This is a genomic window from Salmonella sp. 32100201201700099SM (assembly GCF_017572645.1).
Taxonomy (GTDB): domain Bacteria; phylum Pseudomonadota; class Gammaproteobacteria; order Enterobacterales; family Enterobacteriaceae; genus Salmonella; species Salmonella enterica.
In genome coordinates, this window is record NZ_JAGERQ010000013.1 from 124,470 (window position 1) to 150,345 (window position 25,876).

The following is a 25,876-nucleotide window of genomic DNA, read 5'->3' on the forward strand; positions in this document are numbered from 1 at the left end:
TTTTGCAATATTGTCTTAATAACAGGTCAACTACAGATAATTTCGGGTTTTCGTGAATGGCGGTTTTGGTCAGTCTCTATATTATGCTTTCCCCGCTTTACGGAGATGATGATGCAAAAGAAAACCTGGGCCGTTTTATTGATACCATTGTGCCTCACCGCTTGCCACCAGACGACCAACCGATCAACAGCCAAAGATGAAATTCTCACAGGGAGCTATATTGACCCGACAAAAACACGCTTTCCGTTAGCGGATTATTCACAGTCGGTTGATAAATGGATACCTCCGGACTCGGCTGATTACACTATTCCGGTTATTGATAGTGCTACCCAACAACGCTACTTTAGCGCACTAAAATCTCATTATTTCGGAATGGACAGTGAAGCGCACTCGCCGTGGAATGATTTTTATATTACCGCATTGCTGAAAAAAAACGCAGCACAGGCCCGGGATGCCAGTATTAAGCAGTTTCTTAGCGACGGCAGTGCTTATTGGGGGGAAAACTTCAGACTTTATACCTCTCGCTGGAAAGAGGAGGTTAGAGGGAATACGGATACGCAGATTGACAATATCTATCATGCCTCCCGGCGAGGCATTATGGTCAGAGAAAGTTTAGTCAGAGCGCTGCCAACGGACGACCCGCTCTTTAACGATCCCCGTCAGGCGGGCGAGGGGTACCCGCTTGATAATTTACAAATGTCTTCGCTGCGTCCCGGTACGCCGGTCTATACGCTGACGAAGAGCAAAGACCAACGCTGGCAATATGTCGTTTCACCAGCGGTAACTGGCTGGGTTCACAGTGAAGATATTGCCAGTACGGATCAGAAATTTATAACACAGTGGGTTTTGCTCGCTCACAAGCAACTGGGGGCATTTATCAACGCGCCGGTTTCTGTCCATGCCGCAGGCGTCTATTATTTCACCGGGCGACCGGGCACTATTTTACCGTTCCGACATCAACGGGCGGGCCAGTTCCTGATTGCGGCGCCAGTTCGCGGCAGCAACGGTCGCGCGTTTATCCATTGGGTCTGGCTAAGCGGTAACGAGTTTACGGCTATGCCGTGGAAAATGACGCCGGAAAATATCGCCGTGCTAATGAAAGCAATGCACGGCGCCCCCTACGGTTGGGGAAATTTTAACTTTTATAATGATTGTTCAGCCGAAGTCCGCAGCCTGTTAATGCCGTTTGGCATATTCCTGCCCAGACATTCATCCGCGCAGGTAGAGTCTGCTGGACGGGTGGTCGATCTTAGTCATAAAAATCCCCAAATGCGGATCGATTATCTCACCAGATACGGAAAAGCGTTTACTACGCTGGTCTATATTCCAGGGCATATTATGCTGTATATCGGTAACACAACCATGAATGGGCAGGTCGTGCCGATGACTTATCAGAATATCTGGGGATTGCGCCCAAACCATGCTAATAGCCGGAGCATTATCGGTGAGGCGGTATTTTTGCCGTTACTGCGTTTTTATCCTGAAAATCCTGAGCTGATATCGCTGGCTGGTAAGGTTCTGTTTAAGCTTGGTTATATAGAATAGGTTGACAAACTGTGTTATCGCGGAAGACATGATTAAGGCAACCGTGCGCGTGGATATAAAGAGAGTATCCCTGTAAACTGTGTCTGAAAAAAGTATACGCTATAGTGCGGGCTGTTTATTTGAAATACTATCTGGAGCTGATTCTGGATGTGATTATGTGCCTCACACATTGAAGTGAGAGTTATTGTTGGCGGTATCTGGCTGGAGGCTGGGTGGTAAAAAGACGTAATTTATTGCATTTTAATAACGGTGCCCGGTCAGAGCGCGATCTTGGGGATCTGGTCACTAAAGTTTTTGAGAAAGCGGCGAAAAAAGAACCGCAACCGCTATACACATTTAGCCTGCCGTTGCTGAGTGTGCAAGATGAGATCCGTGTTTACTGTAAGAAAAAAAATATCAAAATAGGGTACGATACGCTGTTTATGGAAATAACCTTTTCTGCTGACAGAGAAGCGGTAGACGAACTCATTAAACACTTTTTTACTGAAAATAAGCTCTATTTGAGAGGGCGGTTTTATCTGTCCGCGGCGGTGGTATAAGTTAGCATGAGTATAATATAGCGAGAAACCTATCTCTCACTTTTGTGTGGGGCGAGCGCTTCCTGGCGGAAAATCTGCGCCCTGATCCTCCTTTTGTGCGTTAACTTCCGGAATCCTCCTCATTTCGTGTTAATCTGGCCCCTGATGGTTGCCATCCAAACTGCCTGCAAAAAAATTATTTTTATCCGCTGCAATGTAAGAGGCCTACAGGCGGAAGTCATCACTGAGGAAAAGCATTATGAAAATGGAACCATTAAACGAGAACGAGCTGGAATGGCTGGATGATGTGCTGACGAAATACAATACCGATCAGGCCATTTTGGATGTCGCGGAGCTGGACGGTCTGATTACTGCGGTACTAAGTTCTCCGCGTCCCATCGAGCCGGAACAGTGGCTGGTCGCGATATGGGGGGGACCCGCGTACGTACCGCGCTGGACATCTGAAAAAGAAATGACGCGATTTATGGATCTGGTATTCCAGCACATGGCGGACACAGCCGCCCGGCTTGAAGACTATCCAGAACAGTTCGAGCCGCTGTTTGGCCTGCGAGAAGTTGATGGCCATGAATTAACGATTGTTGAAGAATGGTGCTTTGGTTACATGCGCGGAGTGTCGCTGTCCGACTGGTCTGACTTGCCGGATACGCTAAAACCGGCGCTGGAAGCGATTGCCTTACACGGCACGGAAGAAAACTTTGCGCTGTTGGATAAAATGAGCCCGGAAGCGTTCGATAAAAGCGTTGACGCTATCCGTATCGCGGCGCTTGAGCTGCATGCCTGGTGGATGGCGCATCCGCACACGACGCCGCTACAGATGCCGATAAAAGCGGAGGTGAAAGTGGGGCGTAACGATCCTTGTCCATGCGGGAGCGGCAAAAAATTTAAGCAGTGCTGCCTGCATTAATGGCTCGTAAACGGCCATAGCGTGATGATTATCGAGCCTGGACGGCGTCCGGGCCCGGTAATCTTTGCCTGGCGTTAACCTGGATCGGGCAGGAACCCCAGTGCGATCGAAAACTGGACGCCAATCACGACAATGCCGCAGATAAACACCAGCGCCAGCGCTGGCGTGCCGCCTGCCACACGATATCCCGCCTGAGGGCTCTGTTTACGGCATTGCCAGACCAGCATGGCAGGGATGAGTAGTGCCAGCACTGCCAGCGCTACGCCGGCATAGCCTAATGCCATCACAAATCCACGTGGGTAGAAAAGCGCAAACGCCAGCGGCGGCAGAAAGGTAATCAGCCCGGTTTGCAGGCGTCCGGACACCGTACTGCGGCGCTGGAATAGATCGGCCAGGTAATCAAATAATCCTAGCGCTACGCCCAGAAAAGAGGTCGCCAGCGCCAGATCGGCGAACAGGTGGACCGCCAGTTCGACATGTGGCGAAGCGACCACTTCTCTGAGCGCCTGCAGCAGGCCATTTAACCCGGCATGGCTGGCCAGTAGCCCTCTGAATGTCGGCGAGTCGATACTTCCCAGCGTGGCGAGCTGCCAAAAAATATAGGCCACTAGCGGAATGGTGCTACCCGTCATAAAGACCCAACGCAGCCGGCGAATGTTGCCGTTCATATAACTCACAATACTCGGTACGCTTCCGTGAAAACCAAACGAGGTGAAAATGACCGGTATGGCGGACAATGCCAGCCCCTGCTGTAAAGGAAGCGTAAGAAGATTTACTTTATGAATATGTGGCGTGAGCAACGCAAGCATGATGACCAGAAAAATGATCTTCGCGCTAAACAGGAAGCGGTTAAAAAGGTCGACCAGCGAGGTGCCCACACACACCACCCCACCGGCAACAAAGGTGAACAGCAGCACCCCGGCAGCGGGCGAGAGCGTGGCGCCAAGCCAGTTATTAATACTGGATGCCAGTAATTCTCCGGCTCCGGAAATGTAGGCGGCGGTGAGCGCATACATTAAGAACATCATGCTGAATCCCGTAAGCCACTGTCCGTAACGTCCAAGATAGCGTTTTGCCAACGAGCCCAGCCCGGTATCCGCCGGAACGTGTTGATATACTTCCAGTAATAGTAGCGCGGTATAACACATCAGCGCCCACAGACCAATCAACAATCCCAGCGTGACGCTGAAACCAACGCCAGCCGCTGCCAGCGGCATTGCCAGCATCCCGGCGCCGATAGTGGTGCCTGCCACGATAAAAATACTGCCCAGAGTTCTGTTTTTCACGCTTTCTACTACCCCGGTAACAAAGAACGGTGATATCCGCGGCGCAGGGTAAGGCATTACGCTATTTTCGTCAAATGGTCGTTACAATAGGTGTACTGGAAATTTTACAGTTCCGGGCATAAAAGCGAATATGGGAGGAGACGCGGACAACCGCCGCAAACCTGCGCTAGCGCAAAGTCGCTCGCACAAGGACACATTAGGCTACAAGTTTTATTCAGGAGGGCTTATGGATTCCATTCACGGTCACGAAGTACTCAACATGATGATTGAGTCTGGCGAGCAGTACACGCATACCTCGCTGGAGGCGGCAATAAAAGCGCGCTTTGGTGAGAGGGCACGATTTCACACCTGTTCAGCATCAGATATGACGGCGGCGGAACTGGTCGCGTTTCTGGCGGCGAAAGGAAAGTTTATTGCGGTGGAGGACGGTTTTTCAACGCATGAGAGTAAAATCTGCCGCCATTAATACGCCACGGTGAGAGCGCGTCTCACCGTGTAAGGACGTGCTGGATTAATTTTGCGTATCCAGGGTGGAGAGTTCTTTATCAATGAAATAAAGCCCTTCGCCGCTTTTTCCCGCCAGCGTTAATTTATCAATAATAGATTTGAACAGTTTTTCTTCTTCATGCTGTTCCGCCACATACCACTGCAAGAAATTAAATGTCGGATAATCCTGGCTGGTCATTGCGGCATGAGCCAGTTCATTAATTTTTTGCGTAATAAGCTGCTCATGCTCATAGGTCGCGCGGAACAGTTCATCCAGTGAGGTGTACTCAGCGAAGGGCGAAGAAACGCTATTAATGCGCGGCAGGCTTCCGGTATCGGTAAGGTAGTCAAACAGGCGCTGCATATGCGTCATCTCTTCTTGCGCATGGCGACGAAGAAATGCGGCCGCGCCTTCAAAACTGTGATAGCTACACCACGCGCTCATTTGTTGATAGAGCAGGGAGGAGTACAACTCCAGATTCATTTGCTCATTCAGTTTGTCGATCATTTCTGTTTTCAGCATGGTTCCGCTCCACAAATAGCAAAAGATATACGGTAATGTGGCGCCACTATAATTTGTTATTTTATTATTTGCAAAAGGTAAAATATTAAATTTAATTATTAAAAATACGAATGGGAATAAAACGCATTAACGCCAGTGTATAGCGTATAAAAATAAAGGAAAGCCAGCACCTTCATGCTGGCAATAGCGACCCTGCACTCTCCTCTATTGTACATGGTGTCGGCGTTAAGCCAGCCGCCTTAATAATAAAGCGGCATGATTTGCGGGACGGCAACGCCCCGGCACTGCCAGGAGAGGGTAAATCGGGTGTTCAGACACAACGAGCCCGCATAAATGCTACAGGTTCCTACCGGCTGACCAAACGAAACGGCATCGGCATAGCCCATCTGCTGGCATTCGCGTGTTGCGGTTCCGTGAGATACATAGTCATCTGTCCGTGAAGTAAAAAATAGCGGCTGGTTATACGTCAGGCGCACGATGCCGCTTATCGGGCTGGCTTCGCTGACCTGCGCTTGTCGAGTAATGGTGCATCCCGTCAGGGCTAGCAGTGAAAGAGTAAAAATAAGAGACTTCATAAAATCGCTCCGACAGTTCGGTATCAGACCATGCTACCTCGTGTCTTGCACCGTCAATGGCTGGAATAACTTACGGATTCGCCTTGATTAAAGGTAACGGCAGGGGATTTACAGCGGGAACAGAAAATGTGTGAGCGTCTTTTCATTTAATGAAACTTTGTTTCATTAAATTTGAATGTGTGTTCGTAAATGTGTAGTGTAGGCAAAACGTCATGATTTATGCAGGCGCCACCTCTGGCAAACAGACCAGAAACGGTGTAGGCCGGATAAGCTGCTTCGCGTTGCTATCCGGCTAATAACGTCTCAATATTGTCGCTCGGGGTGCCGCTATCAGTGATGCTGATAGGTCACGACGTTAAGGAGATGCTGATCGGTTTGCGCCAGGCATAGCCCTGCTCGTTTAGCGCTGCGAACTTCTTCGAGAATAGTTTGTAAAAGTACGCCATCCTGCTGCTGCTCTTTTTCCAGGGTATGGAGAAAATCGAGCGTTGAGGCATCATTCAGCGCTTTCGCTTCATCTGCCAGACGCGACAGCGTGCTGGCGCGTTGCTGATAATCCTCCAGGGTTTTCTGGAACAATTCTTCCAGAGAGCAGAGCTCTTCACCCGGAACGTCAATGGCTTTAACGATAGGGGTGGCGCCGGCGTTTTTCATAAAATTAAACATGCGCATCATTTGCGTCACGTTGCCTTGCGCTTGGGTACGAAGAAAGGTGGCTGTACCTGTTAAACTGTGTTCAGAACACCATTCGCTTAGATGGAGGTAAAGATTTGATGCGTAAAACTCAAGATTCATTGGCGTGTTGAGCTTTTGAACCATTCCTACAGCTGCCATAACAATATCCTTATTTCCAGAAAGTGTTGATGTGCATGACAGACGAGAATGCAACGGATCGTTGTCACATTCTTACCTCTATGCACAATAAATACTCTTAGCAGAAGAACTCCGTTCCGCCAGTCACTTATGCGATCTCATTTCCTGTTTATCGATCGGTAATGAGAATAGCGCGTCAATGAAAATAAGAAAATCCTTAAATGCAATTGTTTATCTTTTTTTACATTTTCAGCTGTGTGATTTTTTCATCAGAAATGATTTTTGGTATGTCATTCTTATAACTATTTGAAAGATAAAAGATATTATATTTTTTCTGGTTTATGAAACATTGTTTCAGATCATAAGATAGGCCTTTCAAGTATGGTAATTTCAATAAAATAAACATTAGCCAGTCTGGATATCACACGCATAAACGGTTGAGAGCAAATATGCCTGTTTTTATAAACTAGCCGATTTTGCGGTAGATCATTTTTAATATCATTAATCATACGAGCACGTTATTCGGTTGAGCGCAGTTTTGATGGGTGACTCGTTAACAAGGAGCAGTCAATGAAAAAGGTCGCGGTGCTGTTGGCACCAGGATTTGAAGAAGCAGAGGCCATTGTTACTCTTGATATTCTGCGACGTTTGCATATCGACGTCGAAACGCTGGCGTGTGCTGAATCACGGGCGGTGGTGAGTTACCATGATATTCCTATGGTTGCGGACAGCACGCTGAGTGAACGCCAGCAGGCGCTTTTCGATGCGGTAGTGCTACCGGGCGGTCCGCAGGGGAGCGCTAATCTGGCGGCTAATCCGGCGGTGATCGCTTTCGTTGCGCGTCATGATGCGGCAGGCAAATTAATTTGTCCTATCTGTTCCGCGGCGGCAAGGGTGCTGGGTGCTCACGGATTGCTGAAGGGGCGTCGTTATGTCTGTTCCGGCGATCTGTGGAAAGCGGTTCCGGAAGGTGTCTATGTGGATGCGCCCGTGGTTGAAGATGGTAATTTAATTAGCGGCAAAGGGTTGGGTCATGTCTTTGATTTCGCGCTAACCCTTTCCGCCAGACTGCTGGGAGACGATGCGCCGGTTCGCGAACAGGCTGAACATATCTATTATCCCTGGTAATCGTTATTCACCCAGGGCCGTAAGGATTAGCTGGCTGATGTTATGGATTAATGTGCTGGCTTTCCTGCCTTTTGGCTGATGAATTCGCTCTGGGTTATGTCATGCTGGCTAATGACTTCCCTGGGTTATGAGTTAATCGTTATTTCTGCGTGCGTATTAGGGGGGGAATTCCTGAAAGGCGGCCTCGGAAAAGTCTCATATGTGGTGGCGAGCGTACTGATATCAGGAACGGTGGAGAGCGCGATGAACCTGCTCAACATTTCACCTTTTGCACAGTACGTGGTTCGCGGCTGAATCCTTCTGGCAGCAGTTATCTTCGACCATTATAAGCAAAAAGCGAAGCGTACGATTTGATGAATTAACATTCAACTAAACAGTATAGCTTCACGTCATCGCCAGCCGCTACCCCGGCTGGCGATGGTCTTTCTAAATGGCGAGCAGCGTCACACTGTCTATACTTACATGACTAATGAGACCGTTTGTGAGTCTCAATATGATGATAAGGAGGAGACAAGGGTGGCAGAACCGTTAACCGTATCCCCCGAACTCACTGCGAACTATGCGTATTTTTTTGACCTTGATGGCACATTGGCAGAGATAAAGCCTCATCCCGATCAGGTAGTGGTACCGCATAAAATCCTTCAGTTGTTAGACCGTCTCGCGGCGCACAACGCAGGGGCACTGGCATTGATTTCAGGGCGTTCAATGACTGAGCTGGATGCTTTGGCGAAGCCTTTTCGCTTTCCGCTCGCTGGCGTTCATGGGGCAGAGCGTCGTGACATCAATGGTAAAACCCATATCGTGCGCCTTCCTGAAGCGGTAGTCCGTGAGGTGGAGGCGTTATTACGTTCGACGCTTGTAGCGCTGCCCGGAACGGAGCTGGAGACGAAGGGGATGGCGTTTGCGTTGCACTACCGTCAGGCTCCGGAACATGAAGCGGCGCTGTTGGCGCTTGCGCAACACGTTACGCAGCACTGGCCGCAACTGGCGTTGCAGCCTGGTAAATGTGTTGTGGAAATCAAACCTAAGGGAACCAATAAAGGCGAAGCCATTGCCGCCTTTATGCAGGAGGCGCCCTTTGCGGGACGGATTCCCGTTTTTGTGGGCGACGATTTGACCGATGAGGCTGGCTTTGGCGTGGTGAATCACGCTGGCGGAATTTCCGTAAAAGTGGGCGTCGGGGCAACCCAGGCGGCATGGCGGCTGGAAAGCGTACCCGATGTCTGGCGCTGGCTGGAACAAATCAATTATCCACAACAAGAACAACAAGTAATGAATAACAGGAGAGATGGCTATGAGTCGTTTAGTCGTAGTATCTAATCGAATTGCCCCCCCGGATAATAAAGGCGGCGCCGGCGGCCTCGCCGTTGGCGTGCTTGGCGCGCTAAAAGCGGCTGGCGGGTTGTGGTTCGGCTGGAGTGGCGAGACAGGTAACGAGGATGAGCCATTAAAAAAGGTGACAAAAGGTAATATTACCTGGGCATCGTTTAACCTGAGTGAACAAGATTACGAAGATTATTACTGTCAATTTTCCAATGCGGTTCTCTGGCCAGCGTTCCACTATCGTCTGGACCTGGTACAGTTTCAGCGTCCTGCATGGGAAGGCTATATGCGGGTGAATGCATTATTAGCGGATAAGTTATTGCCCCTCATTAAAGAGAACGACATCATTTGGGTGCATGACTACCACCTGTTACCGTTTGCCAGCGAGCTGCGTAAACGCGGCGTGAACAACCGAATTGGTTTTTTCCTGCATATTCCATTCCCTACCCCGGAGATTTTTAACGCCTTACCGCCGCATGATGAACTGCTGGAGCAGTTGTGTGACTTTGATCTGCTAGGGTTCCAGACCGAAAATGATCGCCTGGCTTTTCTGGATAGCCTTTCGAGTCAAACGCGAGTCACGACTCGCAGCGGCAAGCAGCATATCGCGTGGGGTAAAGACTTCCAGACAGAAGTGTATCCTATCGGTATTGAGCCCGATGAGATTGCTCTGCAGGCTGCCGGGCCGTTGCCGCCAAAACTGGCGCAGCTCAAGGCGGAACTGAAAAATGTGAAGAATATTTTTTCCGTTGAGCGGCTGGATTATTCGAAAGGGCTGCCGGAACGTTTTCTGGCGTATGAAGCGCTACTGGAAAACTATCCGCAGCATCGGGGAAAAATTCGTTATACCCAAATTGCGCCTACATCACGCGGCGAAGTACAGGCATACCAGGATATTCGCCACCAGCTTGAGACGGAAGCAGGCCGGATTAATGGGAAATATGGACAATTGGGCTGGACGCCGCTCTATTATCTGAATCAACATTTCGACCGTAAACTGTTAATGAAGATATTCCGTTATTCAGACGTCGGGCTCGTCACCCCGTTGCGTGACGGGATGAACCTGGTGGCGAAAGAGTTTGTCGCCGCGCAGGATCCCGCTAACCCTGGCGTACTGGTACTGTCACAGTTTGCCGGCGCGGCGAATGAACTGACGTCGGCGTTAATCGTCAATCCTTACGATCGGGATGACGTGGCGGCGGCGCTCAATCGTGCGTTAACGATGCCCCTTGCCGAGCGTATTTCGCGTCATGCGGAAATGCTGGACGTGATCGTTAAAAATGACATTAACCGCTGGCAGGAGCGTTTTATTCATGACCTAAAGGAGGTCACGCCGCGTAGCCCTGAGCGTCAGCAGCAGAACAACGTGGCAACGTTCCCTAAGCTGGCCTGAAATATCGCGAGCGGCGACTAGTCGCCCGCTAAGGGCACCAGCAACACATCTACCTGGCTGGCGCTGACGACACTTTTTGCCGAGCAGGACGCGCGCGAAAAGAAACTGTGGTTATGGTTGCCGCAAATGACCAGATCAACATGGTGTTTGCGGCACACAGCCAAAATATGCTGGCTTAACTCACCTGATGCGATGAAAGTTTGTTCAATCGGATAATCCGCCTTTTCCCCCAGCATCTTAAGAAAATTCTCGGTCTCTTCATGCATAACCGCGCGTAAATCCTCCATCATGGGCGCAGCGAACTGGTTATACAGTTCAGGATCGGAAGCGAGAGTAATTAGGCTTACTTTCGCCTGAACAGGGCGGGCGATAGAGACCGCTTTAGCCAGTAGCTGGTGACTTTCCGGGGTGACGGCAACGGCGACAAGAATATGGGTGTAGCTCATAACTCGCTCCTTGATTGCAAGAATATGAGATTGTGCTTTAGCTTTACTCTGTTTATCGCATTTCTGCAATGCGGTAATGCCACATTAATGTGAAGGACATCATAATTAATCATTAATTATTCTTATGTAAAGAATCGTGGCATAAGACACTTTTTACACACCACCAGGATGCTTTATTTAAACGGGTGAACAAGGAAAGCTAAAAGTTAAATCAAATGAGCTTATTTTTAACAGAGGAGGGCGTATGCTGTGACGAGATTGATTAATAACGTTTAATATTTAAGCCACTGTTTACTAAAGGTAAAATAAAATCGTTTCTAAAATAGAAATAATAGCCTGTTATCTATTATCCTGGCGTTATTTTAACAGAGAGAAACAAAAAATAATTTGGTGTTGACGTACCCCTATTCAGCAGTGTGGAATAGAAAAAGTGAACATTAGGTTATTAATTAAACAAAGTAAAAGCCATGCTGATGGTTTTATCGTAAGTATTCTGTTAAATTATGTGATCTACATCACATATTTTCTAAAATCGCCGTCCCGTTCCGTTGTATGTCACGAAGCTGACGAGTAGAGTTGTGTCGAATTAAGAAAAATCTTAGGCATTTGTAAAAATTGATGTAAACGTGTAAGGCGAATCCCAGTGGGAAGCTGCGTTATACGTCACAATGTCCACAATGTCTGAGCGCTGCTATGCATTTGACCTTTTTGCTTCTTTTACCGGGCCTTCCCGGCGACATCACGGGGTGCGGCTACGTCGCACAAAAATAAAGTTGGTTATTCTGGATGGGAACAATGCATACATCCGAGTTGCTAAAACACATTTATGACATCAATTTGTCATATTTACTCCTTGCACAGCGTTTGATCGTCCAGGACAAAGCATCTGCGATGTTCCGCCTCGGTATCAACGAAGAGATGGCAAACACACTGGGCGCGTTGACCCTGCCGCAGATGGTCAAACTGGCGGAGACGAACCAGTTAGTTTGTCATTTCCGGTTTGACGATCATCAGACGATCACCCGTTTGACTCAGGATTCGCGCGTCGATGATTTACAGCAGATTCACACAGGTATCATGCTTTCAACGCGTCTGCTCAATGAAGTGGACGATACGGCGCGTAAGAAAAGGGCATGATAATGAGTGAAAAAAGCATTGTTCAGGAAGCTCGCGATATCCAGTTGGCGATGGAGTTGATTAATCTTGGCGCTCGTCTACAAATGCTGGAAAGCGAAACACAGCTCAGCCGTGGTCGCCTCATCAGGCTGTACAAAGAATTACGCGGTAGCCCGCCGCCTAAAGGGATGCTGCCATTTTCGACAGACTGGTTTATGACCTGGGAGCAAAATATTCATGCCTCCATGTTCTGCAACGCCTGGCAATTTTTACTGAAAACCGGCTTATGCAGCGGTGTGGATGCGGTGATTAAAGCTTATCGGCTTTATCTTGAGCAGTGTCCGCAACCGCCTGAAGGGCCGTTGTTGGCGCTGACTCGCGCATGGACGTTGGTGCGTTTTGTTGAAAGTGGGTTGCTCGAATTGTCGAGCTGTAACTGCTGCGGTGGGAACTTTATTACCCATGCGCATCAGCCCGTAGGCAGCTTTGCGTGTAGTTTATGCCAGCCGCCATCCCGCGCAGTAAAAAGACGTAAACTTTCCCGAGATGCTGCCGATATTATTCCACAACTGCTGGATGAACAGATCGAACAGGCTGTTTAACCGAAACGGTGTGGACAAACACTCCAGCAGCGGTAAGTTATTACCGCTGCTTTTTTTTTGCCTTGCCTTCGCGTTAATCGCCCGACTGCGCATCCTGTCATAGTCAACAGCGGAAGGATGATGTCGTGCTTATCTTATTAGGTTACCTGGTGGTTATCGGTACAGTTTTCGGCGGTTATGTCATGACCGGCGGACACCTTGGGGCACTCTATCAACCTGCTGAACTGGTCATCATTGGCGGCGCAGGGATAGGGGCGTTCATTGTCGGCAACAACGGGAAGGCCATCAAAGGCACGATGAAAGCGATCCCGTTGTTATTTCGTCGTTCGAAATACACAAAATCTATGTACATGGATTTGCTGGCGTTGCTCTATCGCCTGATGGCCAAATCACGCCAGCAGGGGATGTTCTCCCTTGAACGCGATATTGAAAATCCGAAAGAGAGTGAAATCTTCGCCAGTTATCCGCGTATTCTGGCCGATGCGGTAATGCTTGATTTTATTGTCGATTATCTGCGCCTGATCATCAGCGGCAACATGAATACGTTCGAAATTGAAGCGTTGATGGATGAAGAGATTGAAACCCATGAAAGCGAGGCGGAAGTCCCGGCCAACAGTCTGGCGATGGTGGGGGATTCGCTGCCTGCCTTTGGTATCGTCGCGGCGGTAATGGGGGTGGTTCACGCTCTGGCTTCAGCCGATCGTCCGGCAGCGGAGTTGGGGGCGCTGATTGCCCATGCCATGGTAGGTACGTTCCTCGGTATTTTACTGGCTTATGGATTCATTTCACCGTTAGCGACCGTTTTGCGCCAGAAGAGCGCCGAAACCACCAAGATGATGCAGTGCGTAAAAATTACACTGCTGTCTAATCTGAACGGCTATGCGCCGCCGATTGCCGTAGAATTTGGTCGTAAAACGCTTTATTCCAGTGAGCGTCCATCGTTTATTGAGTTGGAAGAACACGTTCGCGCAGTGAGAAACCCAAACCAGCAGCAGACGACTGAGGAAGCATGAAAAATCAGGCTCATCCCATTGTCGTCGTAAAACGCCGCAGGCACAAACCGCACGGCGGCGGGGCGCACGGTTCCTGGAAAATTGCCTACGCCGATTTTATGACGGCGATGATGGCTTTTTTTCTGGTGATGTGGCTGATTTCCATCTCCAGCCCTAAAGAATTAATTCAGATTGCCGAATATTTTCGTACGCCGTTGGCCACCGCGGTAACGGGGGGAAATCGGATTGCCAATAGCGAGAGCCCGATACCAGGCGGCGGCGATGATTACACCCAACAGCAGGGTGAAGTGGAAAAGCAGCCGAATATCGACGAGCTGAAAAAACGGATGGAGCAGAGTCGCTTAAACAAACTGCGCGGCGATCTGGATCAACTGATCGAATCCGATCCCAAACTGCGCGCGTTACGTCCGCATCTGAAAATTGATTTAGTTCAGGAGGGGTTGCGCATCCAGATTATCGACAGCCAGAACCGCCCGATGTTTAAAACCGGCAGCGCCGAAGTTGAGCCGTATATGCGCGATATCCTGCGTGCGATTGCGCCAGTGTTAAACGGTATACCTAATCGCATTAGCCTGGCCGGCCATACCGATGACTTTCCCTACGCGAACGGCGAAAAAGGCTACAGCAACTGGGAATTATCCGCCGATCGCGCCAATGCTTCGCGTCGCGAACTGGTCGCTGGGGGGCTGGATAACGGAAAAGTATTACGGGTGGTTGGCATGGCCGCCACGATGCGGCTGAGCGATCGCGGTCCTGATGACGCCATCAACCGCCGTATAAGCCTGCTGGTGTTAAACAAACAGGCGGAACAGGCCATTTTGCATGAAAACGCTGAAAGCCAGAATGAGCCGGTAAGTGTATTACAACAGCCTGCGGCAGCCCCGCCGGCAAGCGTACCCACATCGCCAAAAGCGGAACCGAGGTGATAGCATGAGCATGGATATTAGCGATTTTTATCAGACATTTTTTGATGAAGCTGACGAGCTGTTGGCTGATATGGAGCAGCATCTGCTGGATTTGGTGCCGGAGTCCCCGGACGCTGAACAACTGAACGCCATTTTTCGCGCGGCGCACTCCATTAAAGGCGGCGCGGGCACATTCGGCTTCACTATTCTGCAGGAAACCACGCATTTAATGGAAAACCTGCTGGATGAAGCCCGACGCGGTGAAATGCAGCTCAATACCGACATTATCAACCTGTTTTTGGAAACGAAAGATATTATGCAGGAACAGCTCGACGCCTATAAAAACTCCGAAGAGCCGGATGCCGCAAGCTTCGAATATATCTGCAATGCGCTACGCCAGTTGGCGCTGGAGGCGAAAGGCGAAACCACGCCGGCGGTCGTAGAAACCGCGGCACTAAGCGCGGCGATCCAGGAAGAGAGCGTAGCCGAAACCGAATCGCCTCGTGACGAGAGTAAACTGCGCATTGTACTTTCACGGTTGAAAGCCAATGAGGTCGATCTGCTTGAAGAAGAGTTGGGCAATCTGGCTACTCTGACGGATGTCGTTAAGGGGGCGGATTCACTGTCGGCAACTCTGGATGGCAGCGTCGCGGAAGATGACATTGTCGCGGTGCTCTGTTTTGTCATCGAGGCCGATCAGATCGCTTTTGAAAAAGTGGTCGCCGCGCCCGTGGAAAAAGCGCAAGAGAAAACCGAGGTAGCGCCGGTAGCGCCTCCGGCAGTCGTTGCGCCAGCCGCCAAAAGCGCGGCCCATGAACATCATGCGGGGCGTGAAAAACCTGCGCGTGAACGCGAGTCCACCAGCATTCGCGTGGCGGTAGAGAAAGTGGATCAGCTCATAAACCTGGTCGGCGAGTTAGTGATTACCCAGTCAATGTTGGCCCAGCGTTCTAATGAGCTGGACCCGGTAAACCACGGCGATCTCATTACCAGTATGGGTCAGTTACAACGTAACGCCCGCGACTTACAAGAGTCGGTGATGTCGATTCGTATGATGCCTATGGAGTACGTCTTCAGCCGTTTCCCGCGTCTGGTACGCGATTTAGCGGGCAAACTGGGCAAGCAGGTAGAGCTGACGCTGGTGGGGAGCTCCACTGAACTTGATAAAAGCCTGATCGAACGCATTATCGACCCGCTGACGCACCTGGTGCGCAACAGTCTCGACCACGGGATTGAAATGCCGGAAAAACGCCTTGAGGCGGGGAAAAATGTTGTCGGCAACCTGATTCTTTCCGCAGAACATCAGGGCGGGAATATTTGTATTGAAGTGACCGATGACGGCGCGGGGCTTAACCGTGAGCGTATCCTGGCGAAGGCCATGTCGCAGGGGATGGCGGTGAATGAAAACATGACCGACGATGAAGTAGGCATGTTGATCTTCGCGCCGGGATTCTCAACTGCGGAACAGGTCACGGATGTTTCCGGTCGCGGCGTTGGCATGGATGTGGTGAAACGTAACATTCAGGAGATGGGCGGTCACGTTGAGATCCAGTCAAAACAAGGCTCCGGCACCACGATTCGTATTCTGCTGCCGCTGACGCTGGCCATCCTCGATGGGATGTCGGTTCGCGTGGCGGGAGAAGTTTTTATCCTGCCGTTAAATGCGGTGATGGAGTCGCTGCAACCGCGTGAAGAGGATCTTCATCCGCTGGCGGGCGGCGAACGGGTTCTGGAAGTTCGCGGCGAGTATTTGCCGCTGGTCGAATTGTGGAAAGTGTTTGACGTGGACGGGGCGAAAACCGAAGCCACGCAGGGCATTGTTGTGATCCTGCAAAGCGCGGGACGCCGTTACGCGCTGCTGGTCGATCAGCTCATCGGTCAGCACCAGGTGGTGGTCAAAAATCTGGAAAGCAATTATCGCAAGGTACCGGGGATTTCCGCCGCGACGATCCTGGGCGACGGCAGCGTCGCGCTGATTGTTGATGTTTCCGCATTGCAGGGTTTAAACCGCGAACAACGTATGGCGATCACAGCCGCCTGATTGAGTGAGAAGGGAATAATATGACCGGTATGAGTAATGTAAGCAAACTGGCCGGCGAGCCGTCAGGTCAGGAATTCCTGGTGTTTACACTGGGAAATGAAGAGTACGGCATCGATATCCTGAAAGTGCAGGAGATCCGTGGCTATGACCAGGTGACGCGCATCGCCAATACACCGGCCTTTATAAAAGGGGTGACCAACCTGCGCGGCGTGATTGTACCCATTGTCGATCTGCGCGTGAAATTCTGCGAAGGCGACGTAGAGTACGATGACAATACGGTAGTGATCGTACTGAATCTGGGGCAACGCGTCGTCGGGATAGTGGTAGACGGCGTGTCTGACGTACTGTCGTTAACGGCGGAACAGATCCGTCCGGCGCCAGAATTTGCCGTGACCTTGTCAACAGAATATTTGACGGGATTGGGCGCGCTCGGCGAGCGTATGCTGATTCTGGTGAATATCGAAAAACTGCTTAACAGCGAAGAGATGGCGCTGCTGGATATCGCAGCATCACACGTCGCGTAATAACGTTGCCGGATGGCGTCGCGCCATCCGGCAATATTCACCGTTATGCTTCCGCCAGCGGTGAGAGTGCCTCTTCATCGCCCGCGCCCAGCCCCTGCATTTTGTGCCGACATCGCCGCTGCGACGCTGTTATTGTCAATATCGTCTTCCGGAACAGCGTATTTCCTTTTTGCAAAAGTAAAGTTATCACCGCAGGTGCCGATAACGTTGATAACTCGTTATCAGGAAGGTGCCTTATGTTTAACCGTATCCGCGTTGTCACAATGCTGATGATGGTGCTGGGGGTTTTCGCACTGCTACAGCTTGTTTCCGGTGGTTTGCTGTTTTCTTCATTACAGCATAACCAGCAAGGTTTTGTTATTTCTAACGAATTACGTCAGCAACAAAGCGAACTCACGTCGACATGGGACTTAATGCTGCAAACGCGCATTAACCTGAGCCGCTCCGCCGCACGCATGATGATGGACGCTTCTAACCAGCAGAGCAGCGCCAAAACGGATTTACTCCAGAATGCAAAAACGACCCTCGCACAGGCGGCGCACTACGCCAATTTCAAAAACATGACGCCATTGCCAGCGATGGCGGAGGCCAGCGCGAACGTCGATGAAAAATATCAGCACTATCAGGCCGCATTAGCCGAACTTATTCAGTTTCTGGACAATGGCAATATGGATGCCTACTTCGCCCAGCCAACCCAGGGAATGCAAAACGCGTTGGGCGAGGCGCTGGGCAATTACGCCCGGGTAAGCGAAAACCTGTACCGCCAGACATTTGATCAAAGCGCTCATGACTACCGTTTTGCGCAATGGCAACTGGGGGGGCTTGCGGTCGTGCTGGTGCTGATTTTGATGGTGGTTTGGTTCGGCATTCGTCATGCCCTGCTTAACCCATTAGCGCGAGTGATTACTCATATCCGTGAAATTGCCAGCGGCGACCTGACGAAAACGCTCACCGTCTCAGGACGTAATGAAATTGGCGAACTGGCGGGAACGGTTGAACATATGCAACGCTCGCTGATTGACACCGTGACGCAGGTTCGTGAAGGTTCGGATGCGATTTATTCCGGCACCAGTGAAATTGCCGCCGGTAATACCGACCTCTCTTCCCGTACCGAACAGCAGGCCTCCGCTCTGGAGGAGACGGCTGCCAGCATGGAACAACTGACGGCCACCGTGAAGCAAAACGCCGATAACGCCCGTCAGGCTTCGCAACTGGCGCAAAGCGCCTCCGAGACCGCACGCCATGGCGGCAAAGTGGTCGACGGCGTGGTAAACACCATGCACGAAATTGCCGACAGTTCGAAAAAAATCGCTGACATTATCAGCGTTATCGACGGTATTGCCTTCCAGACTAACATTCTGGCGCTGAACGCGGCGGTAGAAGCGGCGCGCGCGGGAGAGCAGGGGCGCGGTTTTGCGGTCGTGGCAGGCGAGGTGCGTAATCTGGCCAGCCGCAGCGCCCAGGCGGTATCGGCTTTCCGCCTGGCATCGCGACCGCTGGCGGTAAATAAACCTGAGATGCGTTTGTCAGTGGACGCTCAGTCCGGCAATACGCCGCGGCCATTAGCCGCCGGGGATGATGCGAACTGGGAAACCTTCTGATCGACGTGCGCTGTGTGCTGTCGGTTATCGATTAATTTGCGAACCCGCCGATCCCTTTCGTCTGGTTCGCATAGATAAAAGCAAAAAATGTGTAATACGGGAAGCATGGCGCTGCCGCAGGGCGCGCCCGTTGTACTTTGAATGTGATTAAGAAGGCGCTATGACATCATCTCTGCCCTCCGGGCAAACGTCAGTATTGTTACAGATGACACAGCGCCTCGCGCTGTCCGACGCGCATTTTCGTCGGATATGTCAATTAATCTACCAGCGCGCAGGGATCGTGCTGGCCGACCATAAGCGGGATATGGTTTATAACCGCCTGGTCCGTCGGCTGCGTGCCCTGGGACTGGATGATTTTGGCCGTTATCTCAGTATGCTGGAGGCTAATCAAAACAGCGCTGAGTGGCAGGCTTTTATCAACGCTCTGACTACCAACCTGACCGCTTTTTTTCGCGAGGCGCACCATTTTCCCATCCTTGCGGAACATGCGCGTCGCCGCCACGGCGAGTACCGCGTCTGGAGTGCGGCGGCATCGACAGGAGAAGAACCTTACAGTATCGCCATTACGCTGGCGGATGCGTTAGGGATGGCCCCCGGTCGCTGGAAAGTATTCGCCAGCGATATTGATACTGAAGTGCTGGAAAAAGCGAGAAGCGGTATTTATCGCCTCAGCGAACTGAAAACGTTATCGCCGCAGCAGCTACAACGTTACTTCATGCGCGGTACGGGGCCGCATGAAGGACTGGTGCGCGTGCGTCAGGAACTGGCCAATTATGTTGAATTTTCCTCCGTTAATTTATTGGAAAAGCAGTACAACGTACCCGGTCCCTTTGACGCGATTTTTTGCCGTAACGTCATGATCTATTTTGATAAAACGACTCAGGAGGACATTCTGCGCCGTTTTGTTCCACTCCTTAAACCTGACGGACTGTTGTTTGCCGGTCACTCAGAAAACTTTAGCAACCTCGTGCGCGAGTTTAGCCTGCGCGGACAGACGGTGTATGCGCTAAGTAAGGATAAAGCATGAGTAAAATCAGGGTATTGTCAGTTGATGATTCCGCGCTAATGCGCCAAATCATGACTGAAATTATTAATAGCCATAGCGATATGGAGATGGTGGCGACTGCGCCGGACCCGTTGGTCGCCAGGGATCTCATCAAAAAATTTAATCCGGACGTATTGACCCTGGACGTTGAGATGCCGCGTATGGACGGCCTCGATTTTCTGGAAAAACTGATGCGCCTGCGACCGATGCCGGTGGTGATGGTCTCTTCGCTGACCGGGAAAGGTTCCGAAGTGACGCTACGGGCGCTGGAGTTGGGGGCCATCGATTTTGTCACTAAACCGCAGCTTGGCATTCGTGAAGGTATGCTGGCGTATAGCGAGATGATCGCCGAAAAAGTGCGTACCGCTGCGCGGGCCCGCATCGCCGCACATAAACCGATGGCGGCCCCGACAACCTTAAAAGCCGGTCCGCTGCTCAGTTCGGAAAAACTGATTGCTATCGGCGCTTCAACGGGCGGTACTGAAGCTATCCGACATGTGCTGCAACCGCTGCCGCTTTCCAGTCCGGCAGTGATTATTACGCAGCATATGCCGCCTGGCTTTACCCGCTCGTTTGCCGAGCGTCTGAATAAACTCTGTCAAATCAGCGTGAAGGAGGCGGAGGACGGCGAACGCGTATTGCCAGGTCATGCCTACATTGCGCCCGGCGACAAGCATATGGAGCTGGCGCGTAGCGGGGCGAATTATCAAATCAAAATTCATGATGGCCCGCCGGTAAACCGACATCGGCCTTCCGTGGATGTGCTGTTTCATTCGGTGGCGAAACACGCGGGGCGCAACGCCGTAGGCGTCATTCTTACGGGGATGGGCAACGATGGCGCCGCTGGAATGTTAGCGATGTACCAGGCTGGCGCCTGGACCATTGCGCAAAACGAAGCAAGTTGTGTGGTGTTCGGCATGCCGCGCGAGGCCATCAATATGGGTGGCGTAAGCGAAGTGGTCGATCTTAGCCAGGTAAGCCAGCAGATGCTGGCGAAAATCAGTGCCGGACAGGCGATACGTATTTGAACCAGGAGTAGTATTTTATGGCGGATAAAGAGCTTAAATTTTTGGTTGTGGATGACTTTTCGACCATGCGTCGTATCGTGCGCAACCTCTTAAAAGAGCTTGGATTTAACAATGTGGAAGAGGCCGAAGACGGCGTCGATGCGCTGAACAAGCTCCAGGCGGGCGGCTTTGGTTTTATTATCTCCGACTGGAACATGCCGAATATGGATGGCCTGGAGCTGCTGAAAACCATTCGCGCCGATAGCGCCATGTCGGCGTTACCCGTGTTGATGGTCACGGCGGAAGCCAAGAAAGAGAATATTATCGCCGCCGCACAGGCTGGCGCCAGCGGTTATGTCGTAAAACCGTTCACCGCAGCGACTCTGGAAGAGAAGCTCAACAAAATCTTTGAGAAACTGGGCATGTGAGGATGCGATGATGATGCAACCATCTATCAAGCCTGCTGATGAAGGCTCAGCAGGAGACATCATTGCGCGCATCGGTAGTCTGACCCGAATGCTGCGCGACAGCCTGCGTGAACTGGGGCTGGACCAGGCGATTGCCGAAGCGGCGGAGGCGATCCCTGATGCGCGCGACCGTCTGGATTATGTCGTCCAGATGACGGCGCAGGCGGCGGAACGCGCGCTAAACAGTGTCGAAGCCTCGCAGCCGCATCAGGATGCGATGGAAAAAGAGGCGAAAGCGCTAACCCAACGTTGGGACGAGTGGTTTGACAATCCGATCGAGCTTTCCGACGCCCGTGAACTGGTGACGGATACGCGCCAGTTTCTCAGGGATGTCCCGGGCCATACCAGCTTTACTAACGCGCAACTGCTGGACATTATGATGGCGCAGGATTTCCAGGATCTGACGGGTCAGGTGATCAAACGCATGATGGACGTGATTCAGGAGATTGAGCGCCAGTTGTTAATGGTGCTGCTGGAAAACATCCCGGAACAGAGCGCGCGACCAAAACGCGAGAACGAAAGCTTACTCAACGGCCCGCAGGTGGATACTTCGAAAGCTGGCGTCGTTGCCAGTCAGGATCAGGTGGACGACCTGCTGGACAGTCTTGGCTTTTAAGCTTTTTTGACCTGATGGCGCGGCGCTTATCGGGTCCGAATCCGTCAACCAGGCCGGATACGAGACTTTCTTATCGTATCCGGCTATCTCTATTAACGCCATAAACCCCGCCTTTTTTACCGCTTACTCTGCCCATTGGCGTAAAGCGGTTCTGGCATCATTCTCGCTTATCAATCTATCCAGGGTTTGCTGCGTGGCAGAAGAGAGCGACGACGACAAAACAGAAGCCCCCACACCCCACCGACTTGAAAAAGCGCGGGAAGAAGGGCAGATCCCCCGTTCCAGAGAACTGACCTCACTGCTGATATTGCTGGTGGGCGTTTGTATTATTTGGTTCGGCGGCGAGTCGTTAGCGCGGCAGCTGGCGGGAATGCTCTCAGCAGGCCTGCACTTCGATCACCGTATGGTGAACGATCCTAACCTGATCCTGGGGCAGATAATTTTGCTGATTAAAGCGGCGATGATGGCACTGCTACCGCTCATCGCGGGCGTGGTGCTGGTGGCGCTTATCTCGCCGGTTATGCTTGGCGGCCTGATTTTTAGCGGTAAGTCGCTACAGCCAAAATTTTCTAAATTAAACCCGCTGCCGGGAATTAAGCGCATGTTTTCGGCGCAGACCGGCGCGGAACTGCTAAAAGCGGTGTTGAAATCCACGCTGGTCGGCTGCGTTACCGGCTTTTATCTCTGGCATCACTGGCCGCAAATGATGCGCCTGATGGCGGAGTCGCCGATCGTCGCAATGGGGAATGCGCTGGATCTGGTTGGACTCTGCGCGTTACTGGTGGTACTGGGCGTGATTCCGATGGTGGGATTTGACGTGTTTTTCCAGATCTTTAGCCACCTGAAAAAATTACGCATGTCGCGACAGGACATTCGCGACGAATTTAAAGAGAGCGAAGGCGATCCGCATGTTAAGGGCAAAATTCGCCAGATGCAACGCGCCGCCGCGCAGCGCCGCATGATGGAAGATGTGCCGAAAGCGGACGTCATTGTCACTAACCCGACGCACTATTCCGTGGCGCTGCAGTATGACGAAAACAAAATGAGCGCGCCGAAAGTGGTCGCGAAGGGGGCTGGATTAATAGCGCTGCGCATTCGCGAGATCGGCGCTGAACATCGGGTTCCCACTTTAGAAGCGCCGCCGCTGGCGCGGGCATTATATCGCCACGCCGAAATTGGTCAGCAAATTCCCGGGCAGTTATATGCTGCCGTTGCGGAAGTGTTGGCCTGGATCTGGCAGCTTAAACGCTGGCGGCTTGCGGGCGGGCAACGTCCTCCACAACCTGAGAACCTTCCGGTGCCAGAAGCGCTGGATTTTATGAACGAGAAGAATACTGATGGCTAATCTGGTCGCGATGCTGCGCCTGCCCAGCAACCTGAAATCGACGCAATGGCAAATTCTTGCCGGGCCGATCCTCATTCTGCTGATTTTGTCGATGATGGTGCTGCCGCTGCCTGCTTTTATCCTCGACTTATTATTTACCTTTAATATTGCGCTATCAATCATGGTGCTGCTGGTGGCGATGTTTACCCAGCGCACTCTGGATTTTGCCGCGTTTCCGACCATCCTGCTGTTTACCACGCTACTGCGTCTGGCGCTTAACGTAGCCTCAACGCGCATTATTTTGATGGAAGGGCATACCGGCGCGGCGGCGGCGGGAAAGGTGGTGGAGGCGTTCGGTCATTTCCTGGTCGGCGGTAACTTCGCGATCGGGATTGTGGTTTTTATCATCCTCGTCATTATCAACTTCATGGTCATCACCAAAGGCGCCGGACGTATTGCCGAAGTCGGCGCGCGCTTTGTGCTGGACGGTATGCCCGGTAAGCAAATGGCGATTGACGCCGATCTTAATGCCGGTCTGATTGGTGAAGACGAGGCCAAAAAACGGCGTTCGGAAGTCACTCAGGAAGCCGACTTCTACGGCTCGATGGACGGGGCAAGTAAATTTGTGCGCGGCGACGCCATCGCCGGTATTCTCATCATGGTCATTAACGTGGTCGGCGGGCTGCTGGTCGGCGTATTGCAGCACGGAATGAGCATGGGCAGCGCGGCGGAAAGCTACACCCTGCTGACCATTGGCGACGGCTTGGTCGCCCAGATCCCGGCGCTGGTTATCTCCACGGCGGCGGGCGTCATTGTGACCCGCGTCAGTACCGATCAGGATGTAGGCGAGCAGATGGTTGGCCAACTGTTCAGTAATCCAAGGGTGATGCTGCTGGCAGCGGCGGTGCTGGGGCTGCTTGGCATGGTGCCAGGAATGCCTAACCTGGTATTTTTACTTTTTACCGCCGCTTTGCTCGGCCTGGCATGGTGGCTGCGCGGGCGTGAAGAAAAAGCGCCAGAGGAGCCGCAGCCGGTAAAAATGCCGGAAAATAACTCGGTGGTCGAAGCCACCTGGAATGACGTACAGCTTGAGGATTCACTGGGAATGGAAGTGGGCTACCGCCTGATCCCGATGGTGGATTTTCAACAGGATGGCGAATTGCTCGGACGTATTCGCAGCATTCGTAAAAAATTCGCGCAGGATATGGGGTTCCTGCCGCCGGTGGTCCATATTCGCGACAATATGGATTTACAGCCTGCGCGCTACCGTATTTTGATGAAAGGGGTAGAGATCGGCAGCGGGGACGCCTATCCGGGACGCTGGCTGGCTATTAACCCCGGCACGGCGGCGGGAACGCTACCGGGCGAGAAAACCGTCGATCCAGCTTTTGGCCTTGATGCCATCTGGATTGAAAGCGCCCTGAAAGAGCAGGCGCAAATTCAGGGCTTTACCGTCGTTGAAGCCAGTACCGTTGTGGCGACGCATCTTAACCACTTGATTGGCCAATTCTCCGCTGAACTGTTTGGCCGCCAGGAAGCGCAGCAACTGTTGGATCGTGTCTCTCAGGAGATGCCTAAACTCACGGAAGATCTGGTCCCCGGCGTCGTGACCCTCACGACCTTACACAAAGTCCTGCAGAACTTACTGGCGGAAAAAGTCCCTATTCGCGATATGCGCACCATTCTGGAAACGCTGGCGGAACATGCGCCGTTACAAAGCGATCCGCATGAATTAACCGCCGTGGTACGCGTGGCATTAGGACGAGCGATTACGCAACAGTGGTTCCCCGGTAATGAAGAAGTGCAGGTGATTGGCCTGGATACCGCGCTGGAGCGTTTGCTACTTCAGGCATTGCAGGGCGGCGGCGGTCTTGAGCCGGGGTTAGCGGATCGCCTGCTGGCGCAGACACAAGAGGCGCTTTCTCGCCAGGAGATGCTTGGCGCGCCGCCGGTATTGCTGGTTAACCATGCGCTACGTCCATTATTGTCCCGCTTTCTGCGGCGCAGTTTACCGCAGCTGGTGGTGTTGTCGAACCTTGAGCTTTCCGATAACCGTCATATCCGCATGACGGCGACCATTGGAGGAAAATAATGCGTAAGTGGCTGGCGGTGTTGCTCTTTCCCCTGACGGTTCAGGCCGCAGGCGAAGGCGCGTGGCAGGATAGCGGTATGGGCGTAACCTTAAATTACCGGGGCGTTTCCGCATCGTCTTCGCCATTGTCGGCGCGTCAGCCAGTTTCCGGTGTGATGACGCTGGTCGCCTGGCGTTATGAACTGAATGGCCCGACTCCCGCGGGATTACGGGTACGGTTATGTTCCCAGTCCCGTTGCGTAGAACTCGATGGTCAGAGTGGCACGACCCACGGTTTTGCCCATGTTCCCGCAGTCGAGCCGCTCCGCTTTGTCTGGGAAGTCCCCGGCGGCGGCAGACTTATCCCGGCGTTAAAAGTGCGGAGCAATCAGGTGATTGTGAACTACCGCTAACCGTTCCTTTCTTTGCCAGGTAGCAGACCTGACTCTCTTTTTGAATAAATATCCTCCGGCATAGCCGGAGGTTTTTCAGATGCGCCTGTAAGGCTCTCTTACCAGCCGCGCCCTAACAGGCGCATACGATCTGACATTTGCATCAAACTTCGTTACTTACGGCCCGTAAA

At 51.9% G+C, this 25,876-nt stretch carries 27 protein-coding genes and 1 pseudogene; 22 read left to right on the forward strand and 6 right to left on the reverse strand.

Annotated elements, in window-relative coordinates; translation table 11 throughout:
- Nucleotides 1-105: 105 nt before the first annotated feature.
- The 3 genes from J4685_RS19475 (at nt 106) to J4685_RS19485 (ending at nt 2,988) form a co-directional block, all read left to right on the forward strand.
- Nucleotides 106-1,545 (forward strand): SH3 domain-containing C40 family peptidase, encoded by a 1,440-nt coding sequence (locus J4685_RS19475; RefSeq protein WP_077905004.1) that lies wholly within the window; start codon nt 106-108, stop codon nt 1,543-1,545.
- Nucleotides 1,546-1,757: 212 nt separating this feature from the next.
- Nucleotides 1,758-2,084: a glucose-6-phosphate dehydrogenase gene (locus J4685_RS19480; protein WP_000240837.1), complete on the forward strand. Its 327-nt coding sequence runs from the start codon at nt 1,758-1,760 to the stop codon at nt 2,082-2,084.
- Nucleotides 2,085-2,322: 238 nt separating this feature from the next.
- Complete coding sequence (locus tag J4685_RS19485; protein WP_000781521.1) at nt 2,323-2,988, forward strand: YecA family protein; 666 nt, start codon at nt 2,323-2,325, stop codon at nt 2,986-2,988.
- Nucleotides 2,989-3,062: 74 nt separating this feature from the next.
- Here the strand turns inward: J4685_RS19485 and tyrP are convergent, their stop codons facing one another.
- On the reverse strand, nt 3,063-4,274 hold the full coding sequence (gene tyrP / locus J4685_RS19490; protein WP_011233016.1) for a tyrosine transporter TyrP: 1,212 nt from the start codon (nt 4,272-4,274) through the stop codon (nt 3,063-3,065).
- A gap of 226 nt (nt 4,275-4,500) precedes the next feature.
- Here tyrP and J4685_RS19495 point away from each other — a divergent pair, with 226 nt between their 5' ends.
- Nucleotides 4,501-4,740 carry a YecH family metal-binding protein gene (locus tag J4685_RS19495; protein WP_000377238.1) on the forward strand — a complete coding sequence of 80 codons (240 nt, stop codon included), beginning with the start codon at nt 4,501-4,503 and terminating at the stop codon, nt 4,738-4,740.
- Nucleotides 4,741-4,785: 45 nt separating this feature from the next.
- Here J4685_RS19495 and ftnA read toward each other — a convergent pair whose 3' ends face one another.
- The 3 genes from ftnA to J4685_RS19510 form a co-directional block, all read right to left on the reverse strand.
- Nucleotides 4,786-5,283, reverse strand: a complete 498-nt coding sequence (gene ftnA / locus J4685_RS19500; protein ID WP_000920615.1) for a non-heme ferritin — start codon at nt 5,281-5,283, stop codon at nt 4,786-4,788.
- A 239-nt stretch (nt 5,284-5,522) separates the two neighbouring features.
- Nucleotides 5,523-5,858 carry a YecR-like lipofamily protein gene (locus tag J4685_RS19505; RefSeq protein ID WP_000838394.1) on the reverse strand — a complete coding sequence of 112 codons (336 nt, stop codon included), beginning with the start codon at nt 5,856-5,858 and terminating at the stop codon, nt 5,523-5,525.
- Nucleotides 5,859-6,188: 330 nt separating this feature from the next.
- Nucleotides 6,189-6,692: a non-heme ferritin-like protein gene (locus J4685_RS19510; protein ID WP_000741707.1), complete on the reverse strand. Its 504-nt coding sequence runs from the start codon at nt 6,690-6,692 to the stop codon at nt 6,189-6,191.
- Between the two features lie 549 nt (nt 6,693-7,241).
- Here J4685_RS19510 and J4685_RS19515 point away from each other — a divergent pair.
- From J4685_RS19515 to otsA, 4 genes and pseudogenes are all read left to right on the forward strand, one after another.
- On the forward strand, nt 7,242-7,799 hold the full coding sequence (locus J4685_RS19515) for a DJ-1/PfpI family protein (protein ID WP_000754800.1): 558 nt from the start codon (nt 7,242-7,244) through the stop codon (nt 7,797-7,799).
- A gap of 111 nt (nt 7,800-7,910) precedes the next feature.
- A pseudogene (gene araH / locus J4685_RS19520) lies at nt 7,911-8,093 on the forward strand (L-arabinose ABC transporter permease AraH); the annotation flags it as partial.
- A 222-nt stretch (nt 8,094-8,315) separates the two neighbouring features.
- Nucleotides 8,316-9,119, forward strand: a complete 804-nt coding sequence (gene otsB / locus J4685_RS19525) for a trehalose-phosphatase (RefSeq protein ID WP_000840114.1) — start codon at nt 8,316-8,318, stop codon at nt 9,117-9,119.
- Nucleotides 9,094-10,515, forward strand: coding sequence for an alpha,alpha-trehalose-phosphate synthase (gene otsA / locus J4685_RS19530; protein WP_000089042.1), 1,422 nt, complete (start codon nt 9,094-9,096; stop codon nt 10,513-10,515). Before otsB ends, otsA begins: the two co-directional genes overlap by 26 nt.
- Nucleotides 10,516-10,532: 17 nt before the next feature.
- On the opposite strand, the gene uspC is transcribed toward otsA, so the two are convergent.
- Together uspC and J4685_RS19540 are read right to left on the reverse strand one after the other, a co-directional pair.
- A complete protein-coding gene (gene uspC, locus J4685_RS19535) occupies nt 10,533-10,961 on the reverse strand; it encodes a universal stress protein UspC (RefSeq protein WP_000122606.1) in 429 nt (142 codons plus the stop codon).
- Nucleotides 10,958-11,074 carry a hypothetical protein gene (locus J4685_RS19540; protein WP_001540260.1) on the reverse strand — a complete coding sequence of 39 codons (117 nt, stop codon included), beginning with the start codon at nt 11,072-11,074 and terminating at the stop codon, nt 10,958-10,960. The genes uspC and J4685_RS19540 overlap by 4 nt, the downstream gene beginning before the upstream one ends.
- 682 nt (nt 11,075-11,756) lie before the next feature.
- On the opposite strand from J4685_RS19540, the gene flhD reads away from it, so the two are divergent.
- The 14 genes from flhD (at nt 11,757) to flhe (ending at nt 25,706) form a co-directional block, all read left to right on the forward strand.
- Entirely contained in the window at nt 11,757-12,098 is a 342-nt protein-coding gene (flhD, locus tag J4685_RS19545) for a flagellar transcriptional regulator FlhD (RefSeq protein WP_001518146.1), read from the forward strand.
- Nucleotides 12,095-12,679: a flagellar transcriptional regulator FlhC gene (gene flhC, locus J4685_RS19550; RefSeq protein WP_000605987.1), complete on the forward strand. Its 585-nt coding sequence runs from the start codon at nt 12,095-12,097 to the stop codon at nt 12,677-12,679. The genes flhD and flhC overlap by 4 nt, the downstream gene beginning before the upstream one ends.
- Nucleotides 12,680-12,804: 125 nt before the next feature.
- The gene (gene motA, locus J4685_RS19555; protein ID WP_000906312.1) at nt 12,805-13,692 is read left to right on the forward strand and encodes a flagellar motor stator protein MotA; all 888 of its coding nucleotides are present in this window, start codon (nt 12,805-12,807) and stop codon (nt 13,690-13,692) included.
- On the forward strand, nt 13,689-14,618 hold the full coding sequence (motB, locus tag J4685_RS19560; RefSeq protein WP_000795653.1) for a flagellar motor protein MotB: 930 nt from the start codon (nt 13,689-13,691) through the stop codon (nt 14,616-14,618). Before motA ends, motB begins: the two co-directional genes overlap by 4 nt.
- Before the next feature lie 4 nt (nt 14,619-14,622).
- Nucleotides 14,623-16,638 carry a chemotaxis protein CheA gene (gene cheA / locus J4685_RS19565; protein WP_000061302.1) on the forward strand — a complete coding sequence of 672 codons (2,016 nt, stop codon included), beginning with the start codon at nt 14,623-14,625 and terminating at the stop codon, nt 16,636-16,638.
- 20 nt (nt 16,639-16,658) lie between these two features.
- Nucleotides 16,659-17,162 (forward strand): chemotaxis protein CheW, encoded by a 504-nt coding sequence (cheW, locus tag J4685_RS19570; RefSeq protein ID WP_000147295.1) that lies wholly within the window; start codon nt 16,659-16,661, stop codon nt 17,160-17,162.
- A gap of 236 nt (nt 17,163-17,398) precedes the next feature.
- Entirely contained in the window at nt 17,399-18,763 is a 1,365-nt protein-coding gene (locus J4685_RS19575; RefSeq protein WP_000483283.1) for a Tar ligand binding domain-containing protein, read from the forward strand.
- 160 nt (nt 18,764-18,923) lie between these two features.
- A complete protein-coding gene (cheR, locus tag J4685_RS19580; protein ID WP_000204362.1) occupies nt 18,924-19,790 on the forward strand; it encodes a protein-glutamate O-methyltransferase CheR in 867 nt (288 codons plus the stop codon).
- Nucleotides 19,787-20,836 carry a protein-glutamate methylesterase/protein glutamine deamidase gene (gene cheB, locus J4685_RS19585; RefSeq protein ID WP_000036392.1) on the forward strand — a complete coding sequence of 350 codons (1,050 nt, stop codon included), beginning with the start codon at nt 19,787-19,789 and terminating at the stop codon, nt 20,834-20,836. Before cheR ends, cheB begins: the two co-directional genes overlap by 4 nt.
- A 17-nt stretch (nt 20,837-20,853) precedes the next feature.
- Entirely contained in the window at nt 20,854-21,243 is a 390-nt protein-coding gene (gene cheY / locus J4685_RS19590; protein WP_000763861.1) for a chemotaxis response regulator CheY, read from the forward strand.
- A gap of 10 nt (nt 21,244-21,253) precedes the next feature.
- Nucleotides 21,254-21,898, forward strand: coding sequence for a protein phosphatase CheZ (gene cheZ / locus J4685_RS19595; RefSeq protein ID WP_000983586.1), 645 nt, complete (start codon nt 21,254-21,256; stop codon nt 21,896-21,898).
- A 193-nt stretch (nt 21,899-22,091) separates the two neighbouring features.
- A complete protein-coding gene (gene flhB, locus J4685_RS19600; protein ID WP_000797080.1) occupies nt 22,092-23,243 on the forward strand; it encodes a flagellar biosynthesis protein FlhB in 1,152 nt (383 codons plus the stop codon).
- On the forward strand, nt 23,236-25,314 hold the full coding sequence (gene flhA, locus J4685_RS19605; RefSeq protein WP_000002392.1) for a flagellar biosynthesis protein FlhA: 2,079 nt from the start codon (nt 23,236-23,238) through the stop codon (nt 25,312-25,314). The genes flhB and flhA overlap by 8 nt, the downstream gene beginning before the upstream one ends.
- A complete protein-coding gene (flhe, locus tag J4685_RS19610) occupies nt 25,314-25,706 on the forward strand; it encodes a flagellar protein FlhE (RefSeq protein ID WP_001233622.1) in 393 nt (130 codons plus the stop codon). Before flhA ends, flhe begins: the two co-directional genes overlap by 1 nt.
- Nucleotides 25,707-25,876 lie beyond the last annotated feature (170 nt).

Bases quoted from the DNA above. Each gene is read 5' to 3' on its own strand.
- flhD (WP_001518146.1), top strand. From the start codon at position 11,757: ATGCATACATCCGAGTTGCTAAAACACATTTATGACATCAATTTGTCA.
- cheY (WP_000763861.1), top strand. From the start codon at position 20,854: ATGGCGGATAAAGAGCTTAAATTTTTGGTTGTGGATGACTTTTCGACC.
- motB (WP_000795653.1), top strand. From the start codon at position 13,689: ATGAAAAATCAGGCTCATCCCATTGTCGTCGTAAAACGCCGCAGGCAC.
- flhC (WP_000605987.1), top strand. From the start codon at position 12,095: ATGATAATGAGTGAAAAAAGCATTGTTCAGGAAGCTCGCGATATCCAG.
- ftnA (WP_000920615.1), bottom strand. From the start codon at position 5,283: ATGCTGAAAACAGAAATGATCGACAAACTGAATGAGCAAATGAATCTG.
- cheB (WP_000036392.1), top strand. From the start codon at position 19,787: ATGAGTAAAATCAGGGTATTGTCAGTTGATGATTCCGCGCTAATGCGC.
- J4685_RS19540 (WP_001540260.1), bottom strand. From the start codon at position 11,074: ATGATTAATTATGATGTCCTTCACATTAATGTGGCATTACCGCATTGC.
- J4685_RS19505 (WP_000838394.1), bottom strand. From the start codon at position 5,858: ATGAAGTCTCTTATTTTTACTCTTTCACTGCTAGCCCTGACGGGATGC.
- cheA (WP_000061302.1), top strand. From the start codon at position 14,623: ATGAGCATGGATATTAGCGATTTTTATCAGACATTTTTTGATGAAGCT.
- J4685_RS19575 (WP_000483283.1), top strand. From the start codon at position 17,399: ATGTTTAACCGTATCCGCGTTGTCACAATGCTGATGATGGTGCTGGGG.
- cheR (WP_000204362.1), top strand. From the start codon at position 18,924: ATGACATCATCTCTGCCCTCCGGGCAAACGTCAGTATTGTTACAGATG.
- J4685_RS19475 (WP_077905004.1), top strand. From the start codon at position 106: ATGATGATGCAAAAGAAAACCTGGGCCGTTTTATTGATACCATTGTGC.
- cheW (WP_000147295.1), top strand. From the start codon at position 16,659: ATGACCGGTATGAGTAATGTAAGCAAACTGGCCGGCGAGCCGTCAGGT.
- cheZ (WP_000983586.1), top strand. From the start codon at position 21,254: ATGATGCAACCATCTATCAAGCCTGCTGATGAAGGCTCAGCAGGAGAC.
- J4685_RS19510 (WP_000741707.1), bottom strand. From the start codon at position 6,692: ATGGCAGCTGTAGGAATGGTTCAAAAGCTCAACACGCCAATGAATCTT.
- J4685_RS19485 (WP_000781521.1), top strand. From the start codon at position 2,323: ATGAAAATGGAACCATTAAACGAGAACGAGCTGGAATGGCTGGATGAT.
- flhe (WP_001233622.1), top strand. From the start codon at position 25,314: ATGCGTAAGTGGCTGGCGGTGTTGCTCTTTCCCCTGACGGTTCAGGCC.
- otsA (WP_000089042.1), top strand. From the start codon at position 9,094: ATGAGTCGTTTAGTCGTAGTATCTAATCGAATTGCCCCCCCGGATAAT.
- J4685_RS19495 (WP_000377238.1), top strand. From the start codon at position 4,501: ATGGATTCCATTCACGGTCACGAAGTACTCAACATGATGATTGAGTCT.
- uspC (WP_000122606.1), bottom strand. From the start codon at position 10,961: ATGAGCTACACCCATATTCTTGTCGCCGTTGCCGTCACCCCGGAAAGT.
- flhA (WP_000002392.1), top strand. From the start codon at position 23,236: ATGGCTAATCTGGTCGCGATGCTGCGCCTGCCCAGCAACCTGAAATCG.
- J4685_RS19515 (WP_000754800.1), top strand. From the start codon at position 7,242: ATGAAAAAGGTCGCGGTGCTGTTGGCACCAGGATTTGAAGAAGCAGAG.